Origin of the sequence: Pseudomonas atacamensis (genome assembly GCF_017167965.1) — a bacterium.
GTDB classification, from domain to species: domain Bacteria; phylum Pseudomonadota; class Gammaproteobacteria; order Pseudomonadales; family Pseudomonadaceae; genus Aquipseudomonas; species Aquipseudomonas atacamensis.
This window is the reverse complement of sequence record NZ_CP070503.1, coordinates 492,796-514,833: the sequence shown is the minus strand read 5'-3', so window position 1 is coordinate 514,833 and position 22,038 is coordinate 492,796. Positions and strand designations below refer to the sequence as shown.

At 61.1% G+C, this 22,038-nt stretch carries 20 protein-coding genes; 14 read left to right on the top strand and 6 right to left on the bottom strand.

The window, feature by feature from the left end; all coding sequences use genetic code 11:
* Positions 1 to 12: 12 nt before the first annotated feature.
* Positions 13 to 684, bottom strand: a complete 672-nt coding sequence (locus tag JWU58_RS02355; protein WP_016772708.1) for a TetR/AcrR family transcriptional regulator — start codon at positions 682 to 684, stop codon at positions 13 to 15.
* Positions 685 to 831: 147 nt separating this feature from the next.
* Here JWU58_RS02355 and JWU58_RS02350 point away from each other — a divergent pair, with 147 nt between their 5' ends.
* From JWU58_RS02350 to JWU58_RS02330, 5 genes are all read left to right on the top strand, one after another.
* On the top strand, positions 832 to 2,262 hold the full coding sequence (locus JWU58_RS02350; RefSeq protein ID WP_206421437.1) for a coniferyl aldehyde dehydrogenase: 1,431 nt from the start codon (positions 832 to 834) through the stop codon (positions 2,260 to 2,262).
* A gap of 29 nt (positions 2,263 to 2,291) precedes the next feature.
* Positions 2,292 to 2,837 (top strand): twin-arginine translocation pathway signal protein, encoded by a 546-nt coding sequence (locus JWU58_RS02345; RefSeq protein ID WP_206421436.1) that lies wholly within the window; start codon positions 2,292 to 2,294, stop codon positions 2,835 to 2,837.
* Positions 2,838 to 2,968: 131 nt separating this feature from the next.
* Entirely contained in the window at positions 2,969 to 4,564 is a 1,596-nt protein-coding gene (locus JWU58_RS02340) for a GMC family oxidoreductase (protein ID WP_206421435.1), read from the top strand.
* A 115-nt stretch (positions 4,565 to 4,679) separates the two neighbouring features.
* Positions 4,680 to 5,159: a pantetheine-phosphate adenylyltransferase gene (coaD, locus tag JWU58_RS02335; protein WP_003229157.1), complete on the top strand. Its 480-nt coding sequence runs from the start codon at positions 4,680 to 4,682 to the stop codon at positions 5,157 to 5,159.
* 145 nt (positions 5,160 to 5,304) lie between these two features.
* The gene (locus JWU58_RS02330; RefSeq protein WP_003195146.1) at positions 5,305 to 5,556 is read left to right on the top strand and encodes a YfhL family 4Fe-4S dicluster ferredoxin; all 252 of its coding nucleotides are present in this window, start codon (positions 5,305 to 5,307) and stop codon (positions 5,554 to 5,556) included.
* 151 nt (positions 5,557 to 5,707) lie between these two features.
* On the opposite strand, the gene JWU58_RS02325 is transcribed toward JWU58_RS02330, so the two are convergent.
* From JWU58_RS02325 to JWU58_RS02315, 3 genes are read right to left on the bottom strand one after another with little or no spacing between them, the layout of a single operon-like run.
* Positions 5,708 to 6,031: a multidrug transporter gene (locus JWU58_RS02325; protein ID WP_206421434.1), complete on the bottom strand. Its 324-nt coding sequence runs from the start codon at positions 6,029 to 6,031 to the stop codon at positions 5,708 to 5,710.
* A 56-nt stretch (positions 6,032 to 6,087) separates the two neighbouring features.
* A complete protein-coding gene (gene mutM, locus JWU58_RS02320) occupies positions 6,088 to 6,900 on the bottom strand; it encodes a bifunctional DNA-formamidopyrimidine glycosylase/DNA-(apurinic or apyrimidinic site) lyase (RefSeq protein WP_122698599.1) in 813 nt (270 codons plus the stop codon).
* Between the two features lie 12 nt (positions 6,901 to 6,912).
* On the bottom strand, positions 6,913 to 7,725 hold the full coding sequence (locus tag JWU58_RS02315; RefSeq protein WP_161984078.1) for an HDOD domain-containing protein: 813 nt from the start codon (positions 7,723 to 7,725) through the stop codon (positions 6,913 to 6,915).
* A 228-nt stretch (positions 7,726 to 7,953) separates the two neighbouring features.
* Here JWU58_RS02315 and JWU58_RS02310 point away from each other — a divergent pair, with 228 nt between their 5' ends.
* The 6 genes from JWU58_RS02310 (at position 7,954) to ilvD (ending at position 15,676) form a co-directional block, all read left to right on the top strand.
* Positions 7,954 to 8,493, top strand: a complete 540-nt coding sequence (locus JWU58_RS02310; RefSeq protein ID WP_125916698.1) for a type 1 glutamine amidotransferase domain-containing protein — start codon at positions 7,954 to 7,956, stop codon at positions 8,491 to 8,493.
* Between the two features lie 162 nt (positions 8,494 to 8,655).
* Entirely contained in the window at positions 8,656 to 9,852 is a 1,197-nt protein-coding gene (locus tag JWU58_RS02305; RefSeq protein ID WP_016772700.1) for a class I SAM-dependent rRNA methyltransferase, read from the top strand.
* A gap of 453 nt (positions 9,853 to 10,305) precedes the next feature.
* Positions 10,306 to 11,379, top strand: coding sequence for a SagB family peptide dehydrogenase (locus tag JWU58_RS02300; protein ID WP_206421433.1), 1,074 nt, complete (start codon positions 10,306 to 10,308; stop codon positions 11,377 to 11,379).
* On the top strand, positions 11,376 to 12,353 hold the full coding sequence (locus JWU58_RS02295; protein ID WP_024014682.1) for a diiron oxygenase: 978 nt from the start codon (positions 11,376 to 11,378) through the stop codon (positions 12,351 to 12,353). The genes JWU58_RS02300 and JWU58_RS02295 overlap by 4 nt, the downstream gene beginning before the upstream one ends.
* The gene (locus JWU58_RS02290; protein ID WP_024014683.1) at positions 12,346 to 13,578 is read left to right on the top strand and encodes an MFS transporter; all 1,233 of its coding nucleotides are present in this window, start codon (positions 12,346 to 12,348) and stop codon (positions 13,576 to 13,578) included. Before JWU58_RS02295 ends, JWU58_RS02290 begins: the two co-directional genes overlap by 8 nt.
* Before the next feature lie 256 nt (positions 13,579 to 13,834).
* Positions 13,835 to 15,676 carry a dihydroxy-acid dehydratase gene (ilvD, locus tag JWU58_RS02285; protein ID WP_206421432.1) on the top strand — a complete coding sequence of 614 codons (1,842 nt, stop codon included), beginning with the start codon at positions 13,835 to 13,837 and terminating at the stop codon, positions 15,674 to 15,676.
* A 170-nt stretch (positions 15,677 to 15,846) separates the two neighbouring features.
* Here ilvD and JWU58_RS02280 read toward each other — a convergent pair whose 3' ends face one another.
* On the bottom strand, positions 15,847 to 16,902 hold the full coding sequence (locus JWU58_RS02280; RefSeq protein ID WP_024014685.1) for an HAD family hydrolase: 1,056 nt from the start codon (positions 16,900 to 16,902) through the stop codon (positions 15,847 to 15,849).
* Between the two features lie 239 nt (positions 16,903 to 17,141).
* Between JWU58_RS02280 and JWU58_RS02275 the strand changes: the two genes are divergently transcribed.
* The gene (locus JWU58_RS02275) at positions 17,142 to 18,530 is read left to right on the top strand and encodes an L-cystine transporter (RefSeq protein WP_206421431.1); all 1,389 of its coding nucleotides are present in this window, start codon (positions 17,142 to 17,144) and stop codon (positions 18,528 to 18,530) included.
* Between the two features lie 87 nt (positions 18,531 to 18,617).
* Here the strand turns inward: JWU58_RS02275 and JWU58_RS02270 are convergent, their stop codons facing one another.
* Positions 18,618 to 19,136 carry a dihydrofolate reductase gene (locus JWU58_RS02270; RefSeq protein ID WP_206421430.1) on the bottom strand — a complete coding sequence of 173 codons (519 nt, stop codon included), beginning with the start codon at positions 19,134 to 19,136 and terminating at the stop codon, positions 18,618 to 18,620.
* 85 nt (positions 19,137 to 19,221) lie between these two features.
* On the opposite strand from JWU58_RS02270, the gene JWU58_RS02265 reads away from it, so the two are divergent.
* Positions 19,222 to 20,595, top strand: a complete 1,374-nt coding sequence (locus JWU58_RS02265; protein WP_206421429.1) for a DUF2868 domain-containing protein — start codon at positions 19,222 to 19,224, stop codon at positions 20,593 to 20,595.
* Positions 20,588 to 21,964 carry a GTPase/DUF3482 domain-containing protein gene (locus tag JWU58_RS02260; protein WP_206421428.1) on the top strand — a complete coding sequence of 459 codons (1,377 nt, stop codon included), beginning with the start codon at positions 20,588 to 20,590 and terminating at the stop codon, positions 21,962 to 21,964. The genes JWU58_RS02265 and JWU58_RS02260 overlap by 8 nt, the downstream gene beginning before the upstream one ends.
* Positions 21,965 to 22,038: the final 74 nt, after the last annotated feature.

The window sequence follows — 22,038 nt, the reverse complement described above, 5'->3', positions numbered from 1 at the left end:
CGGCTGAACGGTTTATTTCACGTCTTCGAGAGCCTGCGCCAGCGGCACATAGAACTCGTCGAACAATGCGTTGACTTCATCCCGCGCCTGATCGGTAACAAACCCTGCTTCCAGCACCAGCACCTGATACACGCCACGCTTCACGGCCTGTTCGCTGAGGTGGTTGGAGTTTTCCCGGGTGGTGCACAGAAAACGCACCCACGAGGTCAGAATGATCCACGCATTGAGGGTCAGCGATTCGATCTGCACGCGATCCATTTTCAGAATGCCGGCGGCGACAAAACCTTCGTAGATTGCGGCCCCCTGGATCACGCAGCGCTGGGAGAAACGCCGATAACGCGCGGCCAGTTCCGCATCGCTGTCGAGCAGATGCTCAAGGTCACGATGCAGGAAACGGTAGCGCCACATGGCCGAGAGCAGTTCCTTGAGATAGAAACGCTTGTCCTCGACGGTCGCCGGGCGACCCTGGGGCGGGCGCAAAAAGCTGTCCACCAGGGCTTCGTACTCACTGAACAGCACGGCGATGATCGCCTGCTTGTTGGGGAAGTGGTAGTACAGGTTGCCTGGAGAAATCTCCATGTGCGCGGCGATGTGGTTGGTGCTGACGCTGCGCTCGCCCTGCTGATTGAACAGCTCCAGGCTGTTCTGAACGATGCGCTCGCTGGTTTTTATTCGTGGGGCCATGGCTTGAGCTTTAATTCAGAGTGCGTAGACGGCGCATCTTACGACCTAACCGGAAATGGATAAAACCTTGCCGTGCACGGAAGTCGTTTGACTTTCTAGAGCATAGACTCTAAAAAGTGCCCACTACAATAAAATCCGGAGCCCGCGATGACTGCCGACATTGCCTACCTGCAAACGCTGCAACAGCCTCTTGAAACCCTTGATCGGCAGTTTCAGGCACAACGGGCCGCGTACGCCGCCAACCCGATGCCACCGGCCGCACAGCGGCAACAATGGCTCAAGGCTTTGCGCGATCTGCTCAGCGCTGAGCGGCAGGCATTGATCGACGCGATCAGCGCCGATTTCAGTCACCGCAGCGCCGACGAAACCCTGCTCGCCGAGCTGATGCCGAGCCTGCACTGCATTCACTACGCCAGTCGTCACCTGAAAAACTGGATGAAGCCCTCGCGGCGCAAGGTCGGCATGGCGTTCCAGCCTGCTTCGGCGAAGGTGGTTTATCAGCCGTTGGGCGTGGTCGGCGTGATCGTGCCGTGGAACTACCCGCTGTATCTGGCCGTGGGGCCGATGGTCGGCGCCCTGGCTGCCGGCAATCGGGTGATGCTCAAGCTCAGCGAGTCCACCCCGGCCACCGGGCTGCTGCTCAAAGAGCTGCTGGCGCGGATCTTTCCCGAAGACCTGGTTAGCGTGGTGCTGGGCGAAGCGGATGTCGGCGTCGCGTTCTCGCGTCTGCCGTTCGATCATCTGCTGTTCACCGGCTCCACCAGCGTCGGCAAGCACGTCATGCGCGCTGCCGCGGAAAACCTCACGCCGGTCACCCTGGAACTGGGCGGCAAGTCGCCGGCCATCGTCTCCAGAGACGTACCGCTCAAGGACGCCGCCGAACGCATCGCCTTCGGCAAGACCCTCAACGCCGGGCAGACCTGCGTCGCGCCTGACTATGTGCTGGCGCCGGAAGACCGCGTCGGCGCTTTCGTTGAGGCCTATCGCCAGGCTGTGAAAGGCTTCTACCCGACCCTGGCCGACAACACCGACTACACCGCGATCATCAACGAACGCCAGTTGGCCCGACTGAACGGTTACGTCAGCGACGCGACCAGCAAGGGCGCGCTGCTGATCCCGCTGTTCGAACAAGGCCAGGGCCGACGCATGCCGCACAGCGTGCTGCTCAATGTCAGCGATGAAATGACCGTGATGCAGGACGAAATCTTCGGCCCGTTGCTGCCAATCGTGCCTTATCGCGATCTGGAGCAGGCATTCGCTTACATCAATAAGCGGCCTCGTCCTCTGGCTCTTTACTACTTTGGCTACGACAAACGCGAGCAGCATCGCGTACTGCACGAGACCCATTCCGGCGGTGTGTGCCTGAACGACACCTTGTTGCATGTGGCTCAGGACGACATGCCCTTCGGTGGCATCGGCCCCTCGGGCATGGGCCATTACCACGGCCACGAAGGTTTCCTGACCTTCAGCAAGGCCAAGGGCGTGCTGATCAAACAGCGCTTCAACGCGGCCCGGCTGATCTACCCGCCCTACGGCAGATCGATTCAGAAACTGATTCAGAAACTGTTCATTCGCTAAACGTTCGTCGACGCCGGGTAATAACAACAATGCACCCAAGCCTGACCGAAACACCCGCCCTGTCGCGCCGTGGCCTGCTGAAATTCAGCCTCGGCGCCAGCGCGTTTCTCGCCACAGCCGGCCTTGGCGCCAGCCTCACTGGCTGCTCGTCGAGCGTCAGCGCCAACGGCTTTGTGGTTTTGCGCGACGGCGATCTGCTGTTCCTGCGCGCGCTGATCCCGGTGATGCTCGACGGCGCCGTTGCCACCGGGGAAATGCCCGCGGCGGTTGACGGCACGCTGAAGTCGCTGGACTACAGCCTCGATCACGTGTCGCCGGAAATGCTCAAGCTCACTCGGCAACTGTTCGACGTGCTGGGCATGGCCGTGACCCGTGGCCCGCTCACCGGCATCTGGGGCAGTTGGGAAAACGCCAGCGCTGAAGCGATGCGGCATTTCCTCGAACGCTGGGAGAACAGTTCATTGAGCTTGCTGCGCATGGGCCATAGCTCATTGCAGCAGATGGTGATGATGGCCTGGTACACCCGCGCCGAATCCTGGGCGCATTGCGGTTATCCCGGGCCGCCGAAGGTCTGAAACCGGGGCGCGGTCTTCGCGAGCAGGCTCGCTCCCACATTTGAAATGCATGTCCCTGTGGGAGCGAGCCTGCTCGCGAAGGGGCCAATTGCATCACCTCAGCATCCAGAATAATAAAGAGAACCTGACCGATGCCCGTACCCGATCCCTTCCGCGAAGGCCTCGCCCGAGGCTGGAAAACCTACAACGGCGCGCAACTGAGCGACGACCTCACCCTCGAAGCCGACGTGGCGATCATCGGCAGTGGCGCCGGCGGCGGCACCACGGCGGAGATCCTCAGCGCGGCCGGCTACAAAGTCCTGCTGATCGAAGAAGGCCCGCTGAAGACCAGTTCGGATTTCAAACTGCTCGAAGACGAGGCCTACAGCAGCCTCTACCAGGAAGGCATCGGGCGCATGAGCAAGGACGGCGCGATCACTATCCTGCAGGGCCGCGCGGTCGGCGGTACGACGCTGATCAACTGGACCTCGAGTTTCCGCACGCCCGAACCGACCCTCGAACACTGGGCCAGCGAGCACCACGTCAAAGGCCATAGTCCGGCAGAGATGGCGCCGTGGTTCGAAAAAATGGAGCAGCGCCTCGGCGTTGCCCCGTGGATGGTGCCGCCCAATGCCAACAACGATGTGATCCGCAGAGGCTGCGAGCAACTCGGCTACAGCTGGCACGTGATCCCGCGCAACGTTCGCGGTTGCTGGAATCTCGGCTATTGCGGCATGGGCTGCCCGAGCAACGCCAAGCAATCGATGATGGTCACGACCATCCCGGCGACGCTGGAAAAGGGCGGCGAGCTGCTGTATCTGGCGCGGGTGGAGAAGCTGCTGATCAGCGGCGACAAGGTCACCGGCCTGCATTGCGTGGCGATGGACCAACGCTGCGTCGAGCCGACCGGGCGCAGCATCAACGTCAAGGCGCGGCATTACGTGCTGGCCGGCGGCGGCATCAACAGCCCGGCGCTGTTGCTGCGCTCCGACGTGCCGGATCCGCATGAGCGCGTGGGCAAGCGCACCTTTCTGCACCCGGTGAACATGTCCGCCGCGCGATTCGCCGAGGTGGTCAATCCGTTTTACGGCGCGCCGCAGTCGATCTATTCCGACCATTTTCAGTGGAAGGACGGCACCACCGGGCCGATGGCATTCAAACTTGAAGTGCCACCGCTGCATCCGGCGCTGGCCGCCACACTGCTCGGTGGTTTCGGCAAGGAAAACGCCCAGCATATGGCCGACCTGCCGCACACCCACGCGATGCTGGCGCTGCTGCGCGATGGCTTCCACCCGGACAGCAGCGGTGGCTCGGTGGAGCTGCGCGGTGATGGCTCGCCGGTGCTCGACTATCAGGTTTCGCAATACGCATGGGACGGTTTGCGCCGGGCCTTTCACGTCATGGCCGAAATCCAGTTCGCCGGCGGCGCGCAATCGGTGATGCCGATGCACGCCGACGGCCGCTATGTGAAGACCCTGGCCGAGGCGCGCTCAATGATCGATGGATTGAGCCTGGAGCTGTACCGCACGCGACTCGGTAGCGCCCATGTGATGGGTGGTTGTGCGATGGGTGAAGATCCGCAAAGCGCGGTCGCTGACAGCCTCGGTCGCCATCATCAACTGCGCAATCTGTCGATTCACGACGGCTCGCTGTTCCCCACCAGCATCGGCGCCAACCCGCAGCTGTCGGTGTATGGCCTGACCGCGCAACTGGCGACAGCCTTGGCTGATCGGCTGAAAAATCCATGAAAAAGCAGAATATTCCTATCGTCTATAGTGCTTTCTTACCCAACAGGCGACTTGGCCGACCGGGAAGGCTGCGATACCATCCGACTCCCCAACGGACTCCCGCCAGGACGACGCGATGAACCGAGTGTTGTACCCAGGTACCTTCGACCCTATTACCAAGGGCCATGGCGATCTGGTCGAACGCGCCTCGCGCCTGTTCGATCACGTGATCATTGCGGTCGCCGCCAGCCCGAAAAAGAACCCGCTGTTCCCGCTGGAACAACGGGTCGAACTGGCTCGCGAGGTCACCAAACACCTGCCTAACGTGGAAGTGGTCGGTTTCTCGACGCTGCTCGCGCATTTCGCCAAAGAGCAGAACGCCAATGTGTTCCTGCGTGGTCTGCGTGCGGTGTCGGACTTCGAATACGAATTCCAGCTGGCCAACATGAACCGCCAACTGGCGCCGGATGTGGAGAGCCTGTTTCTCACGCCGTCGGAGCGTTATTCGTTCATTTCCTCGACGCTGGTGCGGGAGATTGCCGCGCTGGGCGGCGATATCAGCAAGTTCGTCCACCCGGCCGTGGCCGACGCGCTGACCCTGCGCTTTAAAAAGTAGGAGCTGCCGCAGGCTGCGATCTTTGCTTTTGAAGATTGCAGTCTCGTGCCCTTGATCGCCCCCGCGTGCACTGCGCTCGCCAATGCGGCACAATTGCGCGCATTGATTTATAGCGCCCGGGCCTGCCGCCCCGGCTGGAGTTAGCATGTCCCTGATCATCACCGACGATTGCATCAACTGCGACGTCTGCGAACCCGAGTGCCCGAACGCCGCCATTTCCCAAGGCGAAGAGATCTACGTGATCGACCCGAACCTGTGCACCCAGTGCGTCGGCCACTACGACGAGCCGCAGTGCCAGCAGGTCTGCCCGGTGGATTGCATTCCACTGGACGAAGCCCATCCGGAGACTGAAGAACAGTTGATGGAGAAGTACCGCAAGATCACCGGCAAGGCCTGATCACTTCAGCGCCTGTACCGAAGCCATCGCGGGCAAGCCCGCTCCCACAGAGTCTGTGGTGAAACACAAATTTGTGTGAACACCTAAACCCAAGTGGGAGCGAGCCTGCTCGCGAATGGGCCATCAGCCACACCACTGAAACCCGATCAGCTCACTCGCGCTGCTCAAACCCCTCCCCTATGCACCCCAGACACCGCACAAACGCCGCTTTCGCCGGGTCGACCACCAGCGCCTGTCCCGCATCGCCAACACCGCCGCCCAGTGCGGTAAACGGCAACGACACCACAAACGCTCCCGCACCGATCACCGTGACCACCACCAGCAAAGGCCGGGCAATCAGCAGGTCGCCAAGCATGGCGTAGGCCGGGGGATTCTGGATGGTGTAACGCGGATCACCGCTGCCGGTTTCCGAGGCCTGAACGGCCAGGCTGGAACACAACAGCAGCGTGACGAAGAAGACTTGCAGGACTTTCATGGCACGATCCTTCGGGCTGAGCAGTGAGACTTCTCACTATAGACCGAAGGATTTTTTCAGGTCTGGCAGCGCGGGCAAAACACGCTGGCGCGCTGGCCCAGCTTCACTTCGCGCAGGCCGCTACCGCAGACCTTGCAGTGCTGACCACCGCGGCCGTAGACAAACAGTTCCTGCTGGAAATAGCCCGGCTGACCATCTCCGCCAATGAAATCGCGCAGCGTCGTGCCGCCACGCTCGATGGCGGCGGCGAGGATGCGCTTGATCTCGATTGCCAGTTTCAAGTAACGCCCGCGGGAGATGCCCCCGGCTTCGCGGCGCGGATCGATGCCGGCGGCGAACAGCGCTTCGGTCGCGTAGATATTGCCGACCCCGACCACCACCGCGTTATCCATGATGAACGGCTTGACCGCCATCGAGCGCCCGCGTGACAGCTGAAACAGGCGCTCGCCATCGAACAGATCGGTCAGCGGCTCCGGCCCGAGGCGAATCAGCAGTTCGTGATTGAGCGGGTCGTTGCTCCACAGCATCGCACCGAAGCGTCGCGGGTCGGTGTAGCGCAGGGCCAGTCCCGACTCCAGTTCGATATCGACGTGCTCGTGCTTCAACGCCGGCAACCCGGCCTCGACCAGACGCAGATTGCCGGACATGCCCAAATGGCTGATCAGCGTGCCGATCTCGGCGTTGATCAACAGGTACTTGGCGCGCCGCTCGACCAGCACGATGCGCTGCCCGGACAGACGCACATCGAGGTCTTCGGGGATCGGCCAGCGCAGGCGCCGGTCGCGGACGATGACCCGGCTGACCCGCTGGCCTTCCAGGTGCGGGGCGATCCCGCGACGGGTGGTTTCGACTTCCGGCAGTTCAGGCATGGTGTCCTCGGATCAATGCGCGCCGAGGTCGCGAATCGTTTGTTTGAGTGTTTCGAAGTCGTAGTCCGACAGACCGACGTAATCGAGCACCAGCGGGCCGACCGCGTTCCACTCGAAATCTTCGCTCTGGTTGCCCAGCACCCGATACGAGGCGCAGATGTGCTCGGCCATTTTCAGTATCGCCAGCAAGTTTTTCAGCTGGCTGTTCTTCGACGATTCGTCGCTGAAAATCGCCAGCGCGTTGTGGTGGTTGGCGATGGCGGCGCTGACATGCTCCGGCAGGCGCCAGGACTTGGCCGTGTAGTAACCGACCACGGCGTGGTTGGTGTTGAACACACGGTTTTCCGTATCGACCACGCGGCATTCCGGGCTGGCGCTGGCGTAGGCCTCTTCCAGCACGGTCATGTAATTGGGGAAACGCTGCAGCATCAACGGTACGCCGCAATCGTGGAACAGCCCTAACGCATAGGCTTCGTCACCGGCCTGGGTGCCGATGCGCTTGGCCAGAGTCAGGCAGGTCATCGCCACATCCTGCGCGGTGTCCCAGAAACGGTTGAGGGTGACGATGGTGTCATCGTTCATCTCGCCCTTGATCGACTGCGCGTTGATCAGGTTGATGATCGAGCGGCTGCCCAACAGGTTCACCGCACGCTGGATCGAGGTGATCTTGTTGCTCAGGCCGTAATACGGCGAGTTGACGATTTTCAGCAGCGCGCCGGACAGACCGGGGTCCTGGGAGATCAGTTTGGCGATCACCTCCAGGTCCGGGTCGGGCATGTACTGCTCCATTTGCAGATCCACCATGATCTGCGGTTGCGCCGGCACACTGATGCCTTGCAGCGATTGTTGAATCTGTTCGGTGGTCAGCTCTTGGGACATAAGTACACACTCCGGGGCAGGCGGCGATTCTAACCGCTGAAACCGCAGGGCGACACACCGATGGGCACATCGCCGGAACTTTCATCTGTGCCCAGGCTTCGGAATCTGTAGGGCGCATCGGACCTCAACGGTCCGATGCGAAGGCAAAATCTCCACAGACTCAGGAGCTTACCGATGGCAACTTCCCTCAATGGCAAACGCGTCGCTATTTTGGTTACCGATGGTTTCGAACAGGTCGAAATGACCGGCCCCAAGGATGCCCTCGAGCAGGCCGGCGTGCAGGTCGATATCCTCTCGGCCGAGTCCGGCACCGTCAAAGGCTGGAACCATGACAAACCGGCCGACGACTTCCCCGTCACCAACACTTTCCAGGCTGTGAGCGTCGATCAATACGATGCCGTGCTGCTGCCGGGTGGTGTGCAAAATTCCGACACCATCCGTATCGATCAGGATGCTCAGCATCTGGTCAAGACTGCCGCTTCGGCGGGCAAGCCGATTGCCGTGATCTGCCACGGCAGCTGGTTGCTGATCTCGGCAGGACTGGTCAATGGCAAGACCATGACCAGCTACAAAACGGTCAAGGACGATCTGGTCAATGCCGGGGTCAACTGGGTCGACCAGGAAGTGGTCAAGGACGGCAACCTGATCAGCAGCCGCCAGCCGGATGATGTGCCGGCGTTCAGTCAGGCCCTGATTGACGCACTGGCTGCATAAGAGCTGAAATCGCTTTCGCGAGCAGGCTCGCTCCCACAGGTGAATGCATTCCAAGTGTGGGAGCGAGCCTGCTCGCGAAGGGGCCCTCCGCTTTTCATCGCAGGCCAGACCGGAGCACGCGTCAACACGCTATACTCCCGCTCTTTTTTCCGGAGCGACGTCATGTCCCTGCCTAGCCTGCGCCTCAAAGCCAACGCCGACCGTCGCCTGCGCAACGGCCACTTGTGGGTCTACAGCAACGAAATCGACGTGGCCGCCACGCCTCTGCACGGCTTCAAGGCCGGCGATCAGGCGGTGCTCGAAGCCGCTGGCGGCAAGCCGCTGGGCATCGTCGCCATGAGCCCGAACAACCTGATCTGCGCGCGCCTGCTGTCGCGCGACATCAAACTGGCCCTCGACAAGTCGCTGCTGGTGCATCGCCTGAACGTCGCCCTGTCGTTGCGCGAGCGTCTGTTCGACAAGCCGTTCTATCGTCTGGTCTACGGCGACTCCGACCTGCTGCCGGGTCTGGTGGTCGATCGTTTCGGCGACATCCTCGTGGTGCAGATCGCCTCGGCGACCATGGAAGCGCACAAAGACGACGTGATCGCCGCGTTGACCCAGGTGCTCAAGCCAAGCGGCATCCTGTTCAAGAACGATTCCGCCGCCCGCGACGCCGAAGGCCTCAACCGCTACGTCGAAACCGTATTCGGTCTGGTGCCGGAATGGGTCGCGCTGGAAGAAAACGGCGTCAAGTTCGAAGCGCCGGTCATTCAAGGGCAGAAAACCGGCTGGTTCTACGATCACCGCATGAACCGCGCGCGCCTGGCACCTTACGCCAAGGGCAAACGCGTACTTGATCTCTATAGCTACATCGGTGGCTGGGGCGTGCAGGCCGCTGCGTTCGGCGCCAGCGAAGTGTTCTGCGTCGACGCCTCTGCATTCGCCCTCGACGGTGTCGAGCGCAACGCTGCACTGAACGGCTTCGCTGACAAGATGACCTGCATCGAAGGCGACGTCTTTGAAGCGCTGAAGGAACTGAAAGCCAGCGAAGAGCGCTTCGACGTGATCGTTGCCGATCCGCCGGCCTTCATCAAACGCAAGAAAGACATGAAGAACGGCGAAGGCGCCTACCGTCGTCTCAACGAGCAAGCCATGCGCCTGCTGACCAAGGACGGCATTCTGGTCAGTGCTTCGTGCTCCATGCACCTGCCGGAAGACGATCTGCAGAACATCCTGCTGACCAGCGCCCGTCATCTGGACCGCAACATCCAGATGCTCGAACGTGGCGGTCAGGGTCCGGATCATCCGGTGCATCCGGCCATCGCTGAAACCCGCTACATCAAAAGCATCACCTGCCGTCTGCTGCCCAACAGCTGATTGCGCTTGAACACCGGGGAGCCACTGAGCTCCCCGTTTTTTTTTGCGCCTCCTCCGCCCGTTTTTTTCACACTCGACATGAGTGCCCTGCTCTCTTCCTACAACTTATTTCTCGCTGCCTTGCAGGAAGTTTCGTCATGCCTGTAAATCATGGAAATTAAACCTACACAGTAAGCCTCCTGCAAAAGATCACTCCGACAAAATTACTGGAATATTCCTACTTAATATCCGCTTGCCAATATTCGATTACAAACTAATATGAAGTTGTCGCAACGAAGCGACTCCAACTACCAACGAACAAGGAGTTCACATCATGAAAACCATTTATCTCGAAACAGACAAACTCGCCAACCTGGCCTTTCTGGTTGCAGCCACCGGCCGCTAAGTAGCCTGGACGCTGGAGAGTGCCGGCACTCTGGCGTCCATCAGACTTTTCCTGAGTGATCTGAACCCATGTATATCAATCCTTTTCTTTTTATATTGCCGCGCCCGCCCGGACAAGTAGTCTGGAACTACAAGAACCATACTCAACACGAACTTGATCTTGAATACTCCCACCGCCTCGCCAGCCTTATACACAACCCTGATATATTTGACCCGAACAACATAATAGACAGACAAATTCTGGACGCAGGCATTCTAACAACTTCAAAAATAGACAGCCCGGATTGGGGCTGGGATGAACTATCGAAGATTTATCACATCGGCACACAAAATATACCTTGCGCACATACGCCTCGGAATATTCACGAGTGGTCCAGGCAATATCTGGCGCACTGCAGCGAAGTGCTGGCAAAGCCGGAACCTGCGAACACCCCGGCGCCGCGATCAGTGCAGCCCTTGATTACCCTGCCCGTACCGGGCGCCATTAATGATGACAGCCTGACTCAGGCCCTGATGAGGCGCAAAACCTGTCGTTCCTACACCGGTGCGGCGGTGACACTGAACGAGGTCGGCACGCTGCTGTATCTGACCCTCGGCTATCTTCCCCCGCGCGATGATGCCCACGCCGATCCGGTCGCGCGGGGTCTCGAGGCCCGCCGGAGCTGCCCGTCCGGCGGCGGATTGAACGCCTGTGAGGGATTTGTCCTGGCGCAAAATGTCAGCGGGCTGGAACCCGGCATCTACGCCTACCACCCTGCCGAACACGCTCTGAGTCGGATCAATGCGCTGCCGGATCCGGAACTGGGCCAATTGCTCGGCGGCCAGCACTTCATCAACAACCTGCCGCTGGGCGTGTTCATCACCGCCAGGTTTGATCGTCTCTGGTGGAAGTACGAACACTCGCGCGCCTATCGCATGGCATTCATCGAGGCCGGTCATCTCTCGCAAACCTTTCAACTGGTAGCAACAACGCTGGGGCTGAACACCTGGCTGACCGGCGCATTTGCCGACGCACAGGTTGAAACCCTGCTCGGCATCGCGGGCAGCGCCGAGCAACCGTTGTTCTTTGTCGGTTGCGGCGAAAGCGATGGTTACACCATGTGCCAGGAAATGCGTGATCTGCTCAGCGGAGCACAGTCATGATTCCCACGGCGATGGACGAGAGCGAAGCCCCGGTGTCATGGTCGCTGAAATTCACGCTTCCAGACTGGGAGAGCCGTGCATCGGTACGCAGCAGTACCCATGACTACCGGTTACCGGGGGATGTCGAGCAGCAATTGCAAACCCGCTACTGGTTGCCCCCGGCCTTCGTGCCCTATCTGGCGCATCCGGCCATCCAGGCCAAGGGTCGCGAAACCCTGCACCGCCTTACCGCCAATCATCTGGTGTATTTCCTCGATTACACCACCCTGCTCGAACACCGCATCGTCAACCGCGCGGTGGAAGTCATCGCGCACCGCGAACTGCCCATCTACATACCGCTGCCGATGAAACATGCGGCACTGCAGCTGTATACCGACGAGGGCTACCACGCGCTGTTTTCCAACCAGATTGCCGAGCAGATCGCTGCGTATTACAGCATCACCCGGCGTCCGGTCATTCCGAAGCGGATCAGCCGCATGAACGCTTTGATCGCGCGCACGCCGGAGAAAAACCGCGCTCTGGCCTGGTTCCTGCTGGGATTTGTCTCGGAAACGATCATTGCCCGCGAGTTGCTGGAGGTCTGTCGCGACACGCTGGTGTCCAGCGTGAACGACATGCTGCGTGATCACCTTGCCGACGAAGCCCGGCACAGCCGTTATTTCGCCGAAGCCTTCCATTACTTCTGGATTGCGATGAACAGTCGTCAGCGCCTGTTCGCCAGCAAGACCCTCGTGGAGATCATTTCCATTTTCTTCGAAGCAGATGAAAGCTGGCTGCAACAAAGCCTGCGTTCGGCCGGTATTGCCGAGATCGACGTGATGGAGATTGTCGGCAGCACGGTAACGGTGCAGGCCAACCGCGCTCGTGCACGCGCTGGCTGCAAACCTACCGTGGAGGCCCTGCACAAGGCCGGCTTCTTTGCATTGCCCCATAACCAGACACTCTTCGCCAAAGCAGGATTGATCGATGGATAAACACAGCCGTGCAACCACCCGCCGACAACAGCGCGGAGCAATCAGCCTGCTGCTGGCGATGATCCTGCTAGGCGTGTTTCCGCTGGATGTGCTGCTGCCTTCCTTTCCGGCATTGGCAGCCCACTTTGGCCGATCGGCAAACGACATCGCGCTGTCGATCAGTCTGTTTGCCGTGGGCATCGCATTTGCTCAGTTATTGATCGGCCCGTTGTCCGATGTGATCGGGCGCAAAGGTCTGCTGCTCGCGGGCATGAGCGTGTCCCTGCTCGGCGCACTGGGCTGCGTGCTGAGCAATGACTACACGCTGTTCCTGGTATTCCGGGTGATGCAGGCGCTGGGATGCGGTTGCTTCGTGCTGTCCCAGGCACTGGTGCAGGATCTGTTCGAAGGCAACGAGCGTGATCGCCTGCGGATCCTGATGGTCACCGCCACGGGCATCTTCATTTCGGTATCACCATTGGCGGGCACGTTTCTGCAGGCCACGCTCGGCTGGCGCGGCAGCTTCTGGGTCTTCATCGCCCTGGCCGCAGCAGTTCTGATCAAGACCTGGCGATTGCTCGATAACAGCCGTCCTCCTCATGATCCCAGCCGCCTTGGCTTCATCCAGTCCTATCAGCGCGTCCTGGGCAATTTCGAATTTGTCGGCTGCTGGCTGATTTCCGCATTCGCTTTCGCCTGCCACTTTTCCTTCATCGTCATTTCCCCGCTGATCTTCATGGAGCAGCTGCAGATGGCACCTTACGATTTTGCCTTGATCCTGCTGATCTACGGCGCCGCCTATGTCTTTGGCGGCCTGTTCGCCAGCGTGATGAATCGGCATATCAATGCGCAACAGCAGATTTTCACCGGGCTGAGTCTGATCCTGCTCTCGGGGCTGGTGATGCTCTATCTGGCGGCCAATCATGATCTGTCAGCGGCGACGGTGCTGATTCCGATGCTGATCTGCACGGTGGGCACGACCATTTCAAGACCACCGGCCACCTCACGTGCCATGAGCCTGTTCGCCGAAAATGCCGGCGCATCGGCGTCCGCCGGCAGCACCATCATCTTTATCTGTGGCGGGCTGGTCAGCGCCTTGATCAGCCTCGGCCCGGCCAACCTGCAAGCGACACTGGGTTACGGCTTCGTGGTGCTGAGCGGCGTATCGCTGTTGCTCAACAGCGTGATTGGCCGTCGCGTCAGCAACCTGCGCAGCAATCCGGTGATGCCGGGAGGCGACCACTGATCCTGCCAGTCGTCATCCCGCGTGCCTCTTCAACGGGGGAACAACGCTTTGCGCCATTCCCTCGCGACGCCAGCGGTGTAGAATCGCCTCATTCATCGCCATTCATCCCCGGCGGGTTTATGAGCTCAGGCTGAGACCAGCGGCGATCCCGCAACGTCATCGGCAGCTTCCGGACACACGGCCATTTTTCGGGTGTTTCAGAGGTCAACAGAAGCTCACTCCCCTTTAGTACGTGATTAGCCGCCCGGAGTGCTCCATGCCAGATTACCGCTCGAAAACATCCACCCACGGCCGCAACATGGCCGGCGCCCGCGCACTGTGGCGCGCCACCGGCATGAAAGATGACGACTTCAAGAAGCCGATCATTGCCATCGCCAACTCGTTCACCCAGTTCGTCCCGGGGCATGTGCACCTGAAGGACCTGGGTCAACTGGTCGCCCGCGAAATCGAACGCGCCGGTGGCGTGGCCAAGGAATTCAACACCATTGCTGTCGATGACGGCATCGCCATGGGCCACGACGGCATGCTGTATTCGCTGCCGAGCCGCGAGATCATCGCCGACTCCGTCGAGTACATGGTCAACGCCCACTGCGCCGACGCCATCGTGTGCATTTCCAACTGCGACAAGATCACCCCGGGCATGCTGATGGCCGCACTGCGCCTGAACATCCCGGTGATCTTCGTTTCCGGTGGCCCGATGGAAGCCGGCAAGACCAAACTCGCTTCCCACGGCCTCGACCTCGTCGACGCCATGGTGATCGCCGCCGACTCCAGCGCTTCTGACGAGAAAGTCGCCGAGTACGAGCGTAGCGCGTGCCCGACCTGCGGTTCGTGCTCCGGCATGTTCACCGCCAACTCGATGAACTGCCTGACCGAAGCACTGGGTCTGGCGTTGCCGGGCAACGGTTCTACTCTGGCCACCCACAGCGACCGCGAACAGCTGTTCCTCCAGGCCGGTCGCACCATCGTCGAGCTGTGCAAGCGTTACTACGGCGAGAACGATGACTCCGTGCTGCCGCGCAACATCGCCAACTTCAAGGCGTTCGAGAACGCGATGATGCTCGACATCGCCATGGGCGGTTCGACCAACACCATCCTGCACTTGCTCGCAGCTGCCCAGGAAGCCGAGATCGATTTCGACCTGCGCGACATCGACCGTCTCTCGCGCAGCGTGCCGCAGCTGTGCAAAGTCGCACCGAACATCCAGAAGTACCACATGGAAGACGTGCACCGCGCCGGCGGCATTTTCAGCATCCTCGGTTCGCTGGCCCGTGGCGGCCTGCTGCACACCGACCTGCCGACCGTGCACAGCCGCAGCATGGAAGAAGCCATCGCCAAGTGGGACATCACCCAGACCAGCGACGAAGCCGTGCATCACTTCTTCAAGGCAGGTCCTGCGGGCATTCCGACCCAGACCGCATTCAGCCAGTCGACCCGCTGGGAAACCCTCGACGACGACCGTGAAAACGGCTGCATCCGCAGCTTCGAGCACGCCTATTCGAAAGAAGGCGGCCTCGCCGTGCTGTACGGCAACATCGCGCAGGACGGTTGCGTGGTGAAAACCGCCGGGGTCGATGAGTCGATCCACGTCTTCGAAGGCAACGCGAAGATTTTCGAAAGCCAGGACAGCGCCGTGCGCGGCATCCTCGCTGACGAAGTGAAGGAAGGCGACATCGTCATCATTCGCTACGAAGGCCCGAAAGGCGGCCCGGGCATGCAGGAAATGCTCTACCCGACGTCCTACCTGAAATCCAAAGGTCTGGGCAAAGCCTGCGCGCTGCTCACCGACGGGCGTTTCTCCGGCGGCACTTCCGGCCTGTCGATCGGTCACGCTTCGCCAGAGGCTGCGGCCGGTGGCGCGATCGGTCTGGTGCAGGATGGCGACAAGGTGCTGATCGACATTCCGAACCGCTCGATCAATCTGTTGGTCAGCGACGAAGAACTGGCGGCACGCCGCGCCGAGCAGGACAGGAAAGGCTGGAAACCGGTTGAAGTGCGCCCACGCAAAGTAACCACCGCGCTCAAGGCCTACGCCCTGCTGGCGACCAGTGCCGACAAGGGCGCTGTGCGTAACAAAGCGATGCTCGACGGGATTTGAGGCAGCTACAGCTACAGCTGCAAGCTGCAAGCTGCAAGCTGCAAGCTGCAAGCAAAGGTGATCGTTCCCACGCTCTGCGTGGGAACGATCAAAAGCTTCAAGCTGCAAGCTTCAAGCAAGAGCCAAGTTGCTTTTTCTTGCCGCTTGTAGCTTGTAGCTTGCAGCTGCTTTTATTGAATTTCTTCCGGCTTGACGATCACCCAGTTCTTGTCCGCTGTCACCGGCAAGCCTTCCTTGGCCTGCGCCGCTGCGTGCTTGGCCATCATGCCGTTGATTTGCGTCATGTACTTGTCCTTGCGGTTGATCCACAAGTGAATGCCGCCCTTGGCCACGTCGACATCATGGAACAGCATGTAACCGTCGCTCGTCGGGGTATCGCCGCCGACCAGTACCGGTTTTTTCCATTCATCGATGTAGGTGAGGATCGCCGCGTGCTTGCCGGCCATCCACGTTGCCGGGGTCCACAGGTACGGCGTCAGCTCCAGGCCGAGGTTGGCCTTCTCGTCATATTTGCCGGCAGTGATCTGTTTGCGCGCGGTGGTCAGCTCGCCGGTCTTCTGATCCTTGAGCAGCAGTGAAACGCCAATGACGTTCTGCGGTTTGACGTTGTAGCCATACTTGGGATCCGCCGCGACCATACGCACCAGTTCCTCTGAAGCGGCGGTCATCACGTAGACCTCGATGCCGTTCTCCATCAGTTTGTTATAGAGCTCCTGCTGGCCGGTGAAGATCTTCGGCGGATTGACGTCGAGCTTCTTCACCACATCGCCTTCGTAATACGTCGCCGGCACCGGTTTGCCCGAAGCCATCAACTCATCAACGTAGCCCTTGAGCTCCTTGAGGGTGAAGCCGGAGAACACCTGCGCCACCCATGGGTAGCAGACCATGTCGTCGACTTCGCAGAGCCGGTAGTAATAACTGAACAGGCTTTCCTTGTGCTCGGCGGTGTCCTTGAAGGGCATCAGTTTCAGCGAGGGGTCGAGCTTGTCGCGGGTGATCAGGCCCTTGTTTTCCATGAACGGCAGCAAGGATTCTTCAAGGTCGTAGCGGTAACTGGTGTTGTCCATGTCGAACACCGCGTAATTACCCTTGTTGGCGTTGGCAGCGATCATCGCGTCCAGCGCCTTGGCCTGATCTGCCGGCCAATGCTTGAGATCCGTGGCCAATGCCTGGCCGGCGAGGCCAGCCGCCAGTGCTACAGCCAACAACGTGCGTGCAATTTTCATAGCGCTACTCCCCGATGCAAAGAGTTCGACGCTAACAAATCAGTGTGACAACCCTCGCCTGTCAGCGACCGCTTGCGTCCCCTGCGCGTCAGTTGCATTGCCGACAGCGACACGCGCTTATTCCAAAAACGACGGACGCCCTGCCATTTCGGTATTAAATCATTGCAAATCAAGCTGTTAGGCTTTCCGGTTCACAGCAGCCCCGGATGGCTGTTGGCACAGTCTTTACTGGAGTCCTCATGAATCTACCGCTGATTCTCAACCTGCTGGTGTTCCTCGCCTTGCTCTTCGGTCTGGCGCAAACCCGCCACACCACTTGGAGCCTGGCGAAAAAAGTCCTGCTTGCACTGGTCCTCGGCGTGGCGTTCGGCGTTGCCCTGCACACGATCTACGGTGCCGGCAATCCGGTGCTGAAAGCCTCGATCGGCTGGTTCGATCTGGTCGGCAACGGTTACGTGCAGTTGCTGCAGATGATCGTGATCCCGCTGGTGTTTGCTTCGATCCTCAGCGCCGTGGCACGCCTGCACAACGCTTCGTCGCTGGGCAAAATCAGTTTCCTGACCATCGGCACGCTGCTGTTCACCACCGCCATCGCGGCGTTGATCGGCATCGGCCTGACCAACCTGTTCGGCCTCAGCGCTGAAGGTCTGGTCGCCGGCACCCAGGAAATGGCGCGCCTGCAAACCATTCAGAACGACTACGCCGGCAAGGTTGCCGACCTGAATGTGCCGCAATTGCTGCTGTCGTTCATTCCGCAGAACCCGTTCGCCGACCTGGCCCGGGCCAAGCCGACCTCGATCATCAGCGTAGTGATCTTCGCCGCGTTCCTTGGGGTTGCTGCGTTGCAGTTGCTCAAGGATGACGTGCAAAAAGGTCAGAAAGTGATCAACGCCATCGACACCCTGCAAGCCTGGGTGATGCGTCTAGTGCGTCTGGTGATGAAGCTGACCCCCTACGGCGTGCTGGCGCTGATGACCAAAGTGGTCGCCGGTTCCAACCTGCAGGACATCATCAAGCTCGGCAGTTTCGTCGTGGTCTCGTATATCGGCCTGGGCCTGATGTTCGTTGTGCACGGCGTGCTGGTGTCGGCCGCCGGGATCAACCCGCTGCGCTTCTTCCGCAAGATCTGGCCGGTGCTGACGTTTGCCTTCACCAGCCGCTCCAGCGCGGCGACCATCCCGCTGAGCATTGAAGCGCAGACCCGTCGTCTGGGCATTCCGTCGTCGGTCGCCAGTTTCGCTGCCTCGTTCGGTGCGACCATCGGCCAGAACGGGTGTGCCGGCCTGTACCCGGCGATGTTGGCCGTGATGGTCGCACCAACGGTCGGCATCAACCCGCTGGATCCGTTGTGGATCGCGACGCTGGTGGCGATTGTCACGTTGAGTTCGGCCGGTGTCGCCGGAGTTGGCGGCGGCGCAACGTTCGCCGCCCTGATCGTGCTGCCGGCGATGGGCTTGCCGGTGTCACTGGTGGCGTTGCTGATTTCGGTCGAACCGCTGATCGATATGGGCCGCACCGCGTTGAACGTGAGTGGCTCGATTACCGCCGGGGCGATTACCAGTCAGGTCATGCAGCAGACGGATAAAGCGCTGCTGGATGCCGATGAACACGCCCAGCTAGTCAGCTGAAGCTGCAAGCTGCAAGCTGCAAGCTGCAAGCTGCAAGCTGCAAGCCAAGAGCCAATCAGCTTTTACTTGCAGCTTGCAGCTTGAAGCTTAAATCTGCTTTTTCTCCCAGACTTCGAAGTTGTACGCGGGTTTATCTTCAACCGCCGGGTTTTCAACATTCGACACCAGCTTCCATTCGCTCAGATCAAACTCCGGAAACCACGCATCCCCTTCCGGGCTCAGCGCCACGCGGGTCAGGTACAGCCGATCGGCATGCGCCAGTCCCTGCGCATACAACTGCGCGCCGCCAATCAGCATCAGCTCATCAACGCCCTGGGCTTTCGCCCATTCCTCGGCGCGGGCCACGGCGGCTTCCAGCGACGGATAGACCTCGGCGCCTTCGAGCTGCAGATCGGACTGACGGCTGACCACGATGTTCAAGCGCCCCGGCAACGGCCGGCCGAGCGAATCCCAGGTCTTTCGGCCCATGATGATCGGCTTGCCGAGCGTGGTCGCCTTGAAGTATTTGAAGTCCCCCGGCAGGTGCCAGGGCATGCTGTTGTCGACGCCGATCACGCGGTTTTCACCGAGGGCTGCGATCAGGCTTAGGGGCAGTGATTTAGTCATGCCGGCGAGGATACCAGAGCCGCGCTTACCCCGATAAGCGCCACAGCGGTTATGCTCAGCGCTCGATTTAGCGACGGGACGCCGCGTGACTGAACTGACTCCACTGCAAAACCTCTGGCTCACCGAAACCATCCGCCTGCGCGAAGAACACGCGGGGCCGCTGGATGACCTGGAAGCCAATCGTCTGGCCCGCGCCGCTGGCGGCGATCTGCCGAGCCGCATTGCGCGCCGGGCGCTATGGCTGGCCGAGCGCGACGGGCTGACAGCCGCGCTCAAGCACTGGCTGCAAGGCGCGCGCCTGGCGCTGGTGCTGTTGATGATTTTCGCCGTGCTCAGCGGCGCTGGTCTGGCATTCGCAGCACTCGGCCAGACGCCGGTGAATGTGTTCTGGGCGCTGGGCAGTCTGCTCGGGATCAATCTGATTTTGCTGCTGAGTTGGGCGCTGGGCTTGATTTTCGCTGGCGAACACGGCGCCACCCTCGGGCGCTTGTGGCTGTGGCTCAGCGAAAAATTCGCCCGCGACGCCAAAGCCGCGCAACTGGCGCCGGCCTTGCTGTTGCTGCTGCAACGCAAAAAACTCAATCGCTGGGCACTCGGCGCGTTGGTTAATGGCCTGTGGCTGCTGGCGATGCTCAGCGCGCTGATTCTGTTGCTGACGCTGATGGCCACGCGGCGCTACGGCTTTGTCTGGGAAACCACGATCCTCGGCGCCGACACTTTCATCCACGTCACCCAGGTTCTCGGCTATCTGCCGTCGCTGCTCGGCTTCAACGTGCCGACCGAGGAAATGATCCGCGCCAGCGGCGATGGCGCACTGGATATTGAAAGCGCGCGACTGACCTGGGCGACGTGGCTGGTCGGTGTGCTGGTGGTCTACGGCGTGCTGCCGCGCCTGCTGCTCGCGCTGTTCTGCCTGTGGCGCTGGAACCGCGGCAAAGCCGCGCTGCGCCTGGATCTGAATCTGCCCGGCTACGCGCAACTGCGCGAACGGTTGATGCCAACCAGCGAGCGCCTCGGCGTCAACGACCCGGAGCCGGCGCAACTGCATCGCGTCGAAAGCAACGTCGGCGAACTGGCCAGTGAAGGCGCGCTGCTGGTGGCGATCGAGTTGGACGAACAGCGTCCGTGGCCACCCGCGCTGCCGAAAAACGTCAGCAACGCGGGCATCCTCGATAGTCGCGAATCGCGGCACAAACTGCTCGAACAACTCAGTCGCTTCCCGCCGGCGCGGCTGGCCATCGCCTGCGATCCGCGACGCTCGCCGGATCGCGGCAGCCTCGCGCTGATCGCCGAACTCGCGCGCAACGCCGGCGCCACTCGCATCTGGCTGCTGCAAGCGCCGCCTGGCGAAGCGCTGGACGGGCAACGTCTGGGTGACTGGCACGCGGCGCTGCAACAACTGGACCTGCCGTTTGCCGATTGCGCGCCGATGAACTGGCTGGAGAGCGGACATGACTGATGCACGCAAGGCCCCGCTGAAACTCGCGGTGGTCGGCCACACCAACGTCGGCAAGACCTCGCTGCTGCGCACGCTGACCCGCGATGTCGGCTTCGGCGAAGTCTCGCATCGGCCGAGTACCACCCGGCATGTCGAAGGCGCGCGGTTGTCGGTGGACGGCGAGCCGTTGCTCGATCTGTACGACACGCCGGGGCTGGAAGATGCGATCGCCCTGCTGGATTTTCTCGAGCGTCTGGAACGCCCCGGCGAACGCCTCGACGGCCCGGCACGACTGGCGCGGTTTCTCGACGGCAGCGAGGCGCGCCAGCGTTTCGAGCAGGAGGCCAAGGTACTGCGGCAGTTGCTCGCCTCCGACGCTGGCCTGTATGTGATCGACGCCCGAGAACCGGTGCTGGCCAAGTATCGCGACGAGCTGGAAGTGCTCGCCAGTTGTGGCAAACCGCTGCTGCCGGTGCTGAATTTCGTCAGCAGCGCCAACCATCGCGAACCCGATTGGCGCGAAGCGCTGGCGCGGTTGGGGCTGCATGCGCTCGTACGTTTCGACAGCGTCGCACCGCCCGAGGATGGCGAGCGGCGCTTGTACGAGAGCCTCGCCCTGCTATTGGAAAACGCCCGGCCGCAACTGGAGCGGTTGATCGCCGACCAGCAGGCGCAGCGCCTCGCCCGTCAGCAAAGCGCCGCACGCCTGATTGCCGAATTGCTGATCGACTGCGCTGCGTGCCGGCGCAGTGTGGTCAGCGAAGCCGAGCAGGAACAGCAGGCGATCAGCGAGCTGCGCAAAGCCGTGCGCCAGCGTGAGCAGAAGTGCGTTGAGGCGTTGCTCAAGCTCTACGCGTTTCGCCCGCAGGACGCGGCGGCCAGTGACTTGCCGTTGCTCGACGGGCGCTGGGGCGATGATCTGTTCAACCCGGAAACCCTGAAACAACTCGGCGTGCGCGTCGGCGGCGGCATTGCTGCCGGTGCGGCGGCCGGGGCTGGCGTGGATTTGCTGGTCGGCGGGATTACCCTCGGCGCAGCAGCACTGGCCGGCGCGATTGCCGGTGGCGCAGTGCAAACGGCGCGCAGTTATGGCAGCCGCTTGCTCGGCAAGATCAAAGGCCAGCGGGAATTGACGGTGGATGACGCCGTGCTGCGCCTGTTGGCGTTGCGCCAGCGCCAGTTGTTGCTGGCGCTCGATCAGCGCGGGCATGCGGCGATGGACAGCATTCAGGTGGCCACGCCTGTGGATAAAACCTGGCGCGAAGGCAAGTTGCCGGAAGCGCTGAACAAGGCGCGCGCGCATCCGCAGTGGTCGTCGCTCAATCCGCAGGCGAAGTTGAATCAGGCGGAAAGGCAGGAGCAGGTTGAGGCGTTGGCTGAAAATTTGTAGCGCTGACTCATTCGCGAGCAGGCTCGCTCCCACCCTGGAATGCGGATCCCTGTGGGAGCGAGCCTGCTCGCGAA

Coding starts and splice junctions, on each gene's coding strand:
- JWU58_RS02305 (WP_016772700.1), top strand. CDS start 8,656: ATGTCCCTGCCTAGCCTGCGCCTCAAAGCCAACGCCGACCGTCGCCTG.
- JWU58_RS02270 (WP_206421430.1), bottom strand. CDS start 19,136: ATGACTAAATCACTGCCCCTAAGCCTGATCGCAGCCCTCGGTGAAAAC.
- JWU58_RS02325 (WP_206421434.1), bottom strand. CDS start 6,031: ATGAAAGTCCTGCAAGTCTTCTTCGTCACGCTGCTGTTGTGTTCCAGC.
- JWU58_RS02300 (WP_206421433.1), top strand. CDS start 10,306: ATGTATATCAATCCTTTTCTTTTTATATTGCCGCGCCCGCCCGGACAA.
- JWU58_RS02295 (WP_024014682.1), top strand. CDS start 11,376: ATGATTCCCACGGCGATGGACGAGAGCGAAGCCCCGGTGTCATGGTCG.
- JWU58_RS02275 (WP_206421431.1), top strand. CDS start 17,142: ATGAATCTACCGCTGATTCTCAACCTGCTGGTGTTCCTCGCCTTGCTC.
- JWU58_RS02310 (WP_125916698.1), top strand. CDS start 7,954: ATGGCAACTTCCCTCAATGGCAAACGCGTCGCTATTTTGGTTACCGAT.
- coaD (WP_003229157.1), top strand. CDS start 4,680: ATGAACCGAGTGTTGTACCCAGGTACCTTCGACCCTATTACCAAGGGC.
- JWU58_RS02355 (WP_016772708.1), bottom strand. CDS start 684: ATGGCCCCACGAATAAAAACCAGCGAGCGCATCGTTCAGAACAGCCTG.
- JWU58_RS02330 (WP_003195146.1), top strand. CDS start 5,305: ATGTCCCTGATCATCACCGACGATTGCATCAACTGCGACGTCTGCGAA.
- JWU58_RS02280 (WP_024014685.1), bottom strand. CDS start 16,902: ATGAAAATTGCACGCACGTTGTTGGCTGTAGCACTGGCGGCTGGCCTC.
- JWU58_RS02260 (WP_206421428.1), top strand. CDS start 20,588: ATGACTGATGCACGCAAGGCCCCGCTGAAACTCGCGGTGGTCGGCCAC.
- JWU58_RS02345 (WP_206421436.1), top strand. CDS start 2,292: ATGCACCCAAGCCTGACCGAAACACCCGCCCTGTCGCGCCGTGGCCTG.
- JWU58_RS02290 (WP_024014683.1), top strand. CDS start 12,346: ATGGATAAACACAGCCGTGCAACCACCCGCCGACAACAGCGCGGAGCA.
- JWU58_RS02350 (WP_206421437.1), top strand. CDS start 832: ATGACTGCCGACATTGCCTACCTGCAAACGCTGCAACAGCCTCTTGAA.
- JWU58_RS02340 (WP_206421435.1), top strand. CDS start 2,969: ATGCCCGTACCCGATCCCTTCCGCGAAGGCCTCGCCCGAGGCTGGAAA.
- mutM (WP_122698599.1), bottom strand. CDS start 6,900: ATGCCTGAACTGCCGGAAGTCGAAACCACCCGTCGCGGGATCGCCCCG.
- ilvD (WP_206421432.1), top strand. CDS start 13,835: ATGCCAGATTACCGCTCGAAAACATCCACCCACGGCCGCAACATGGCC.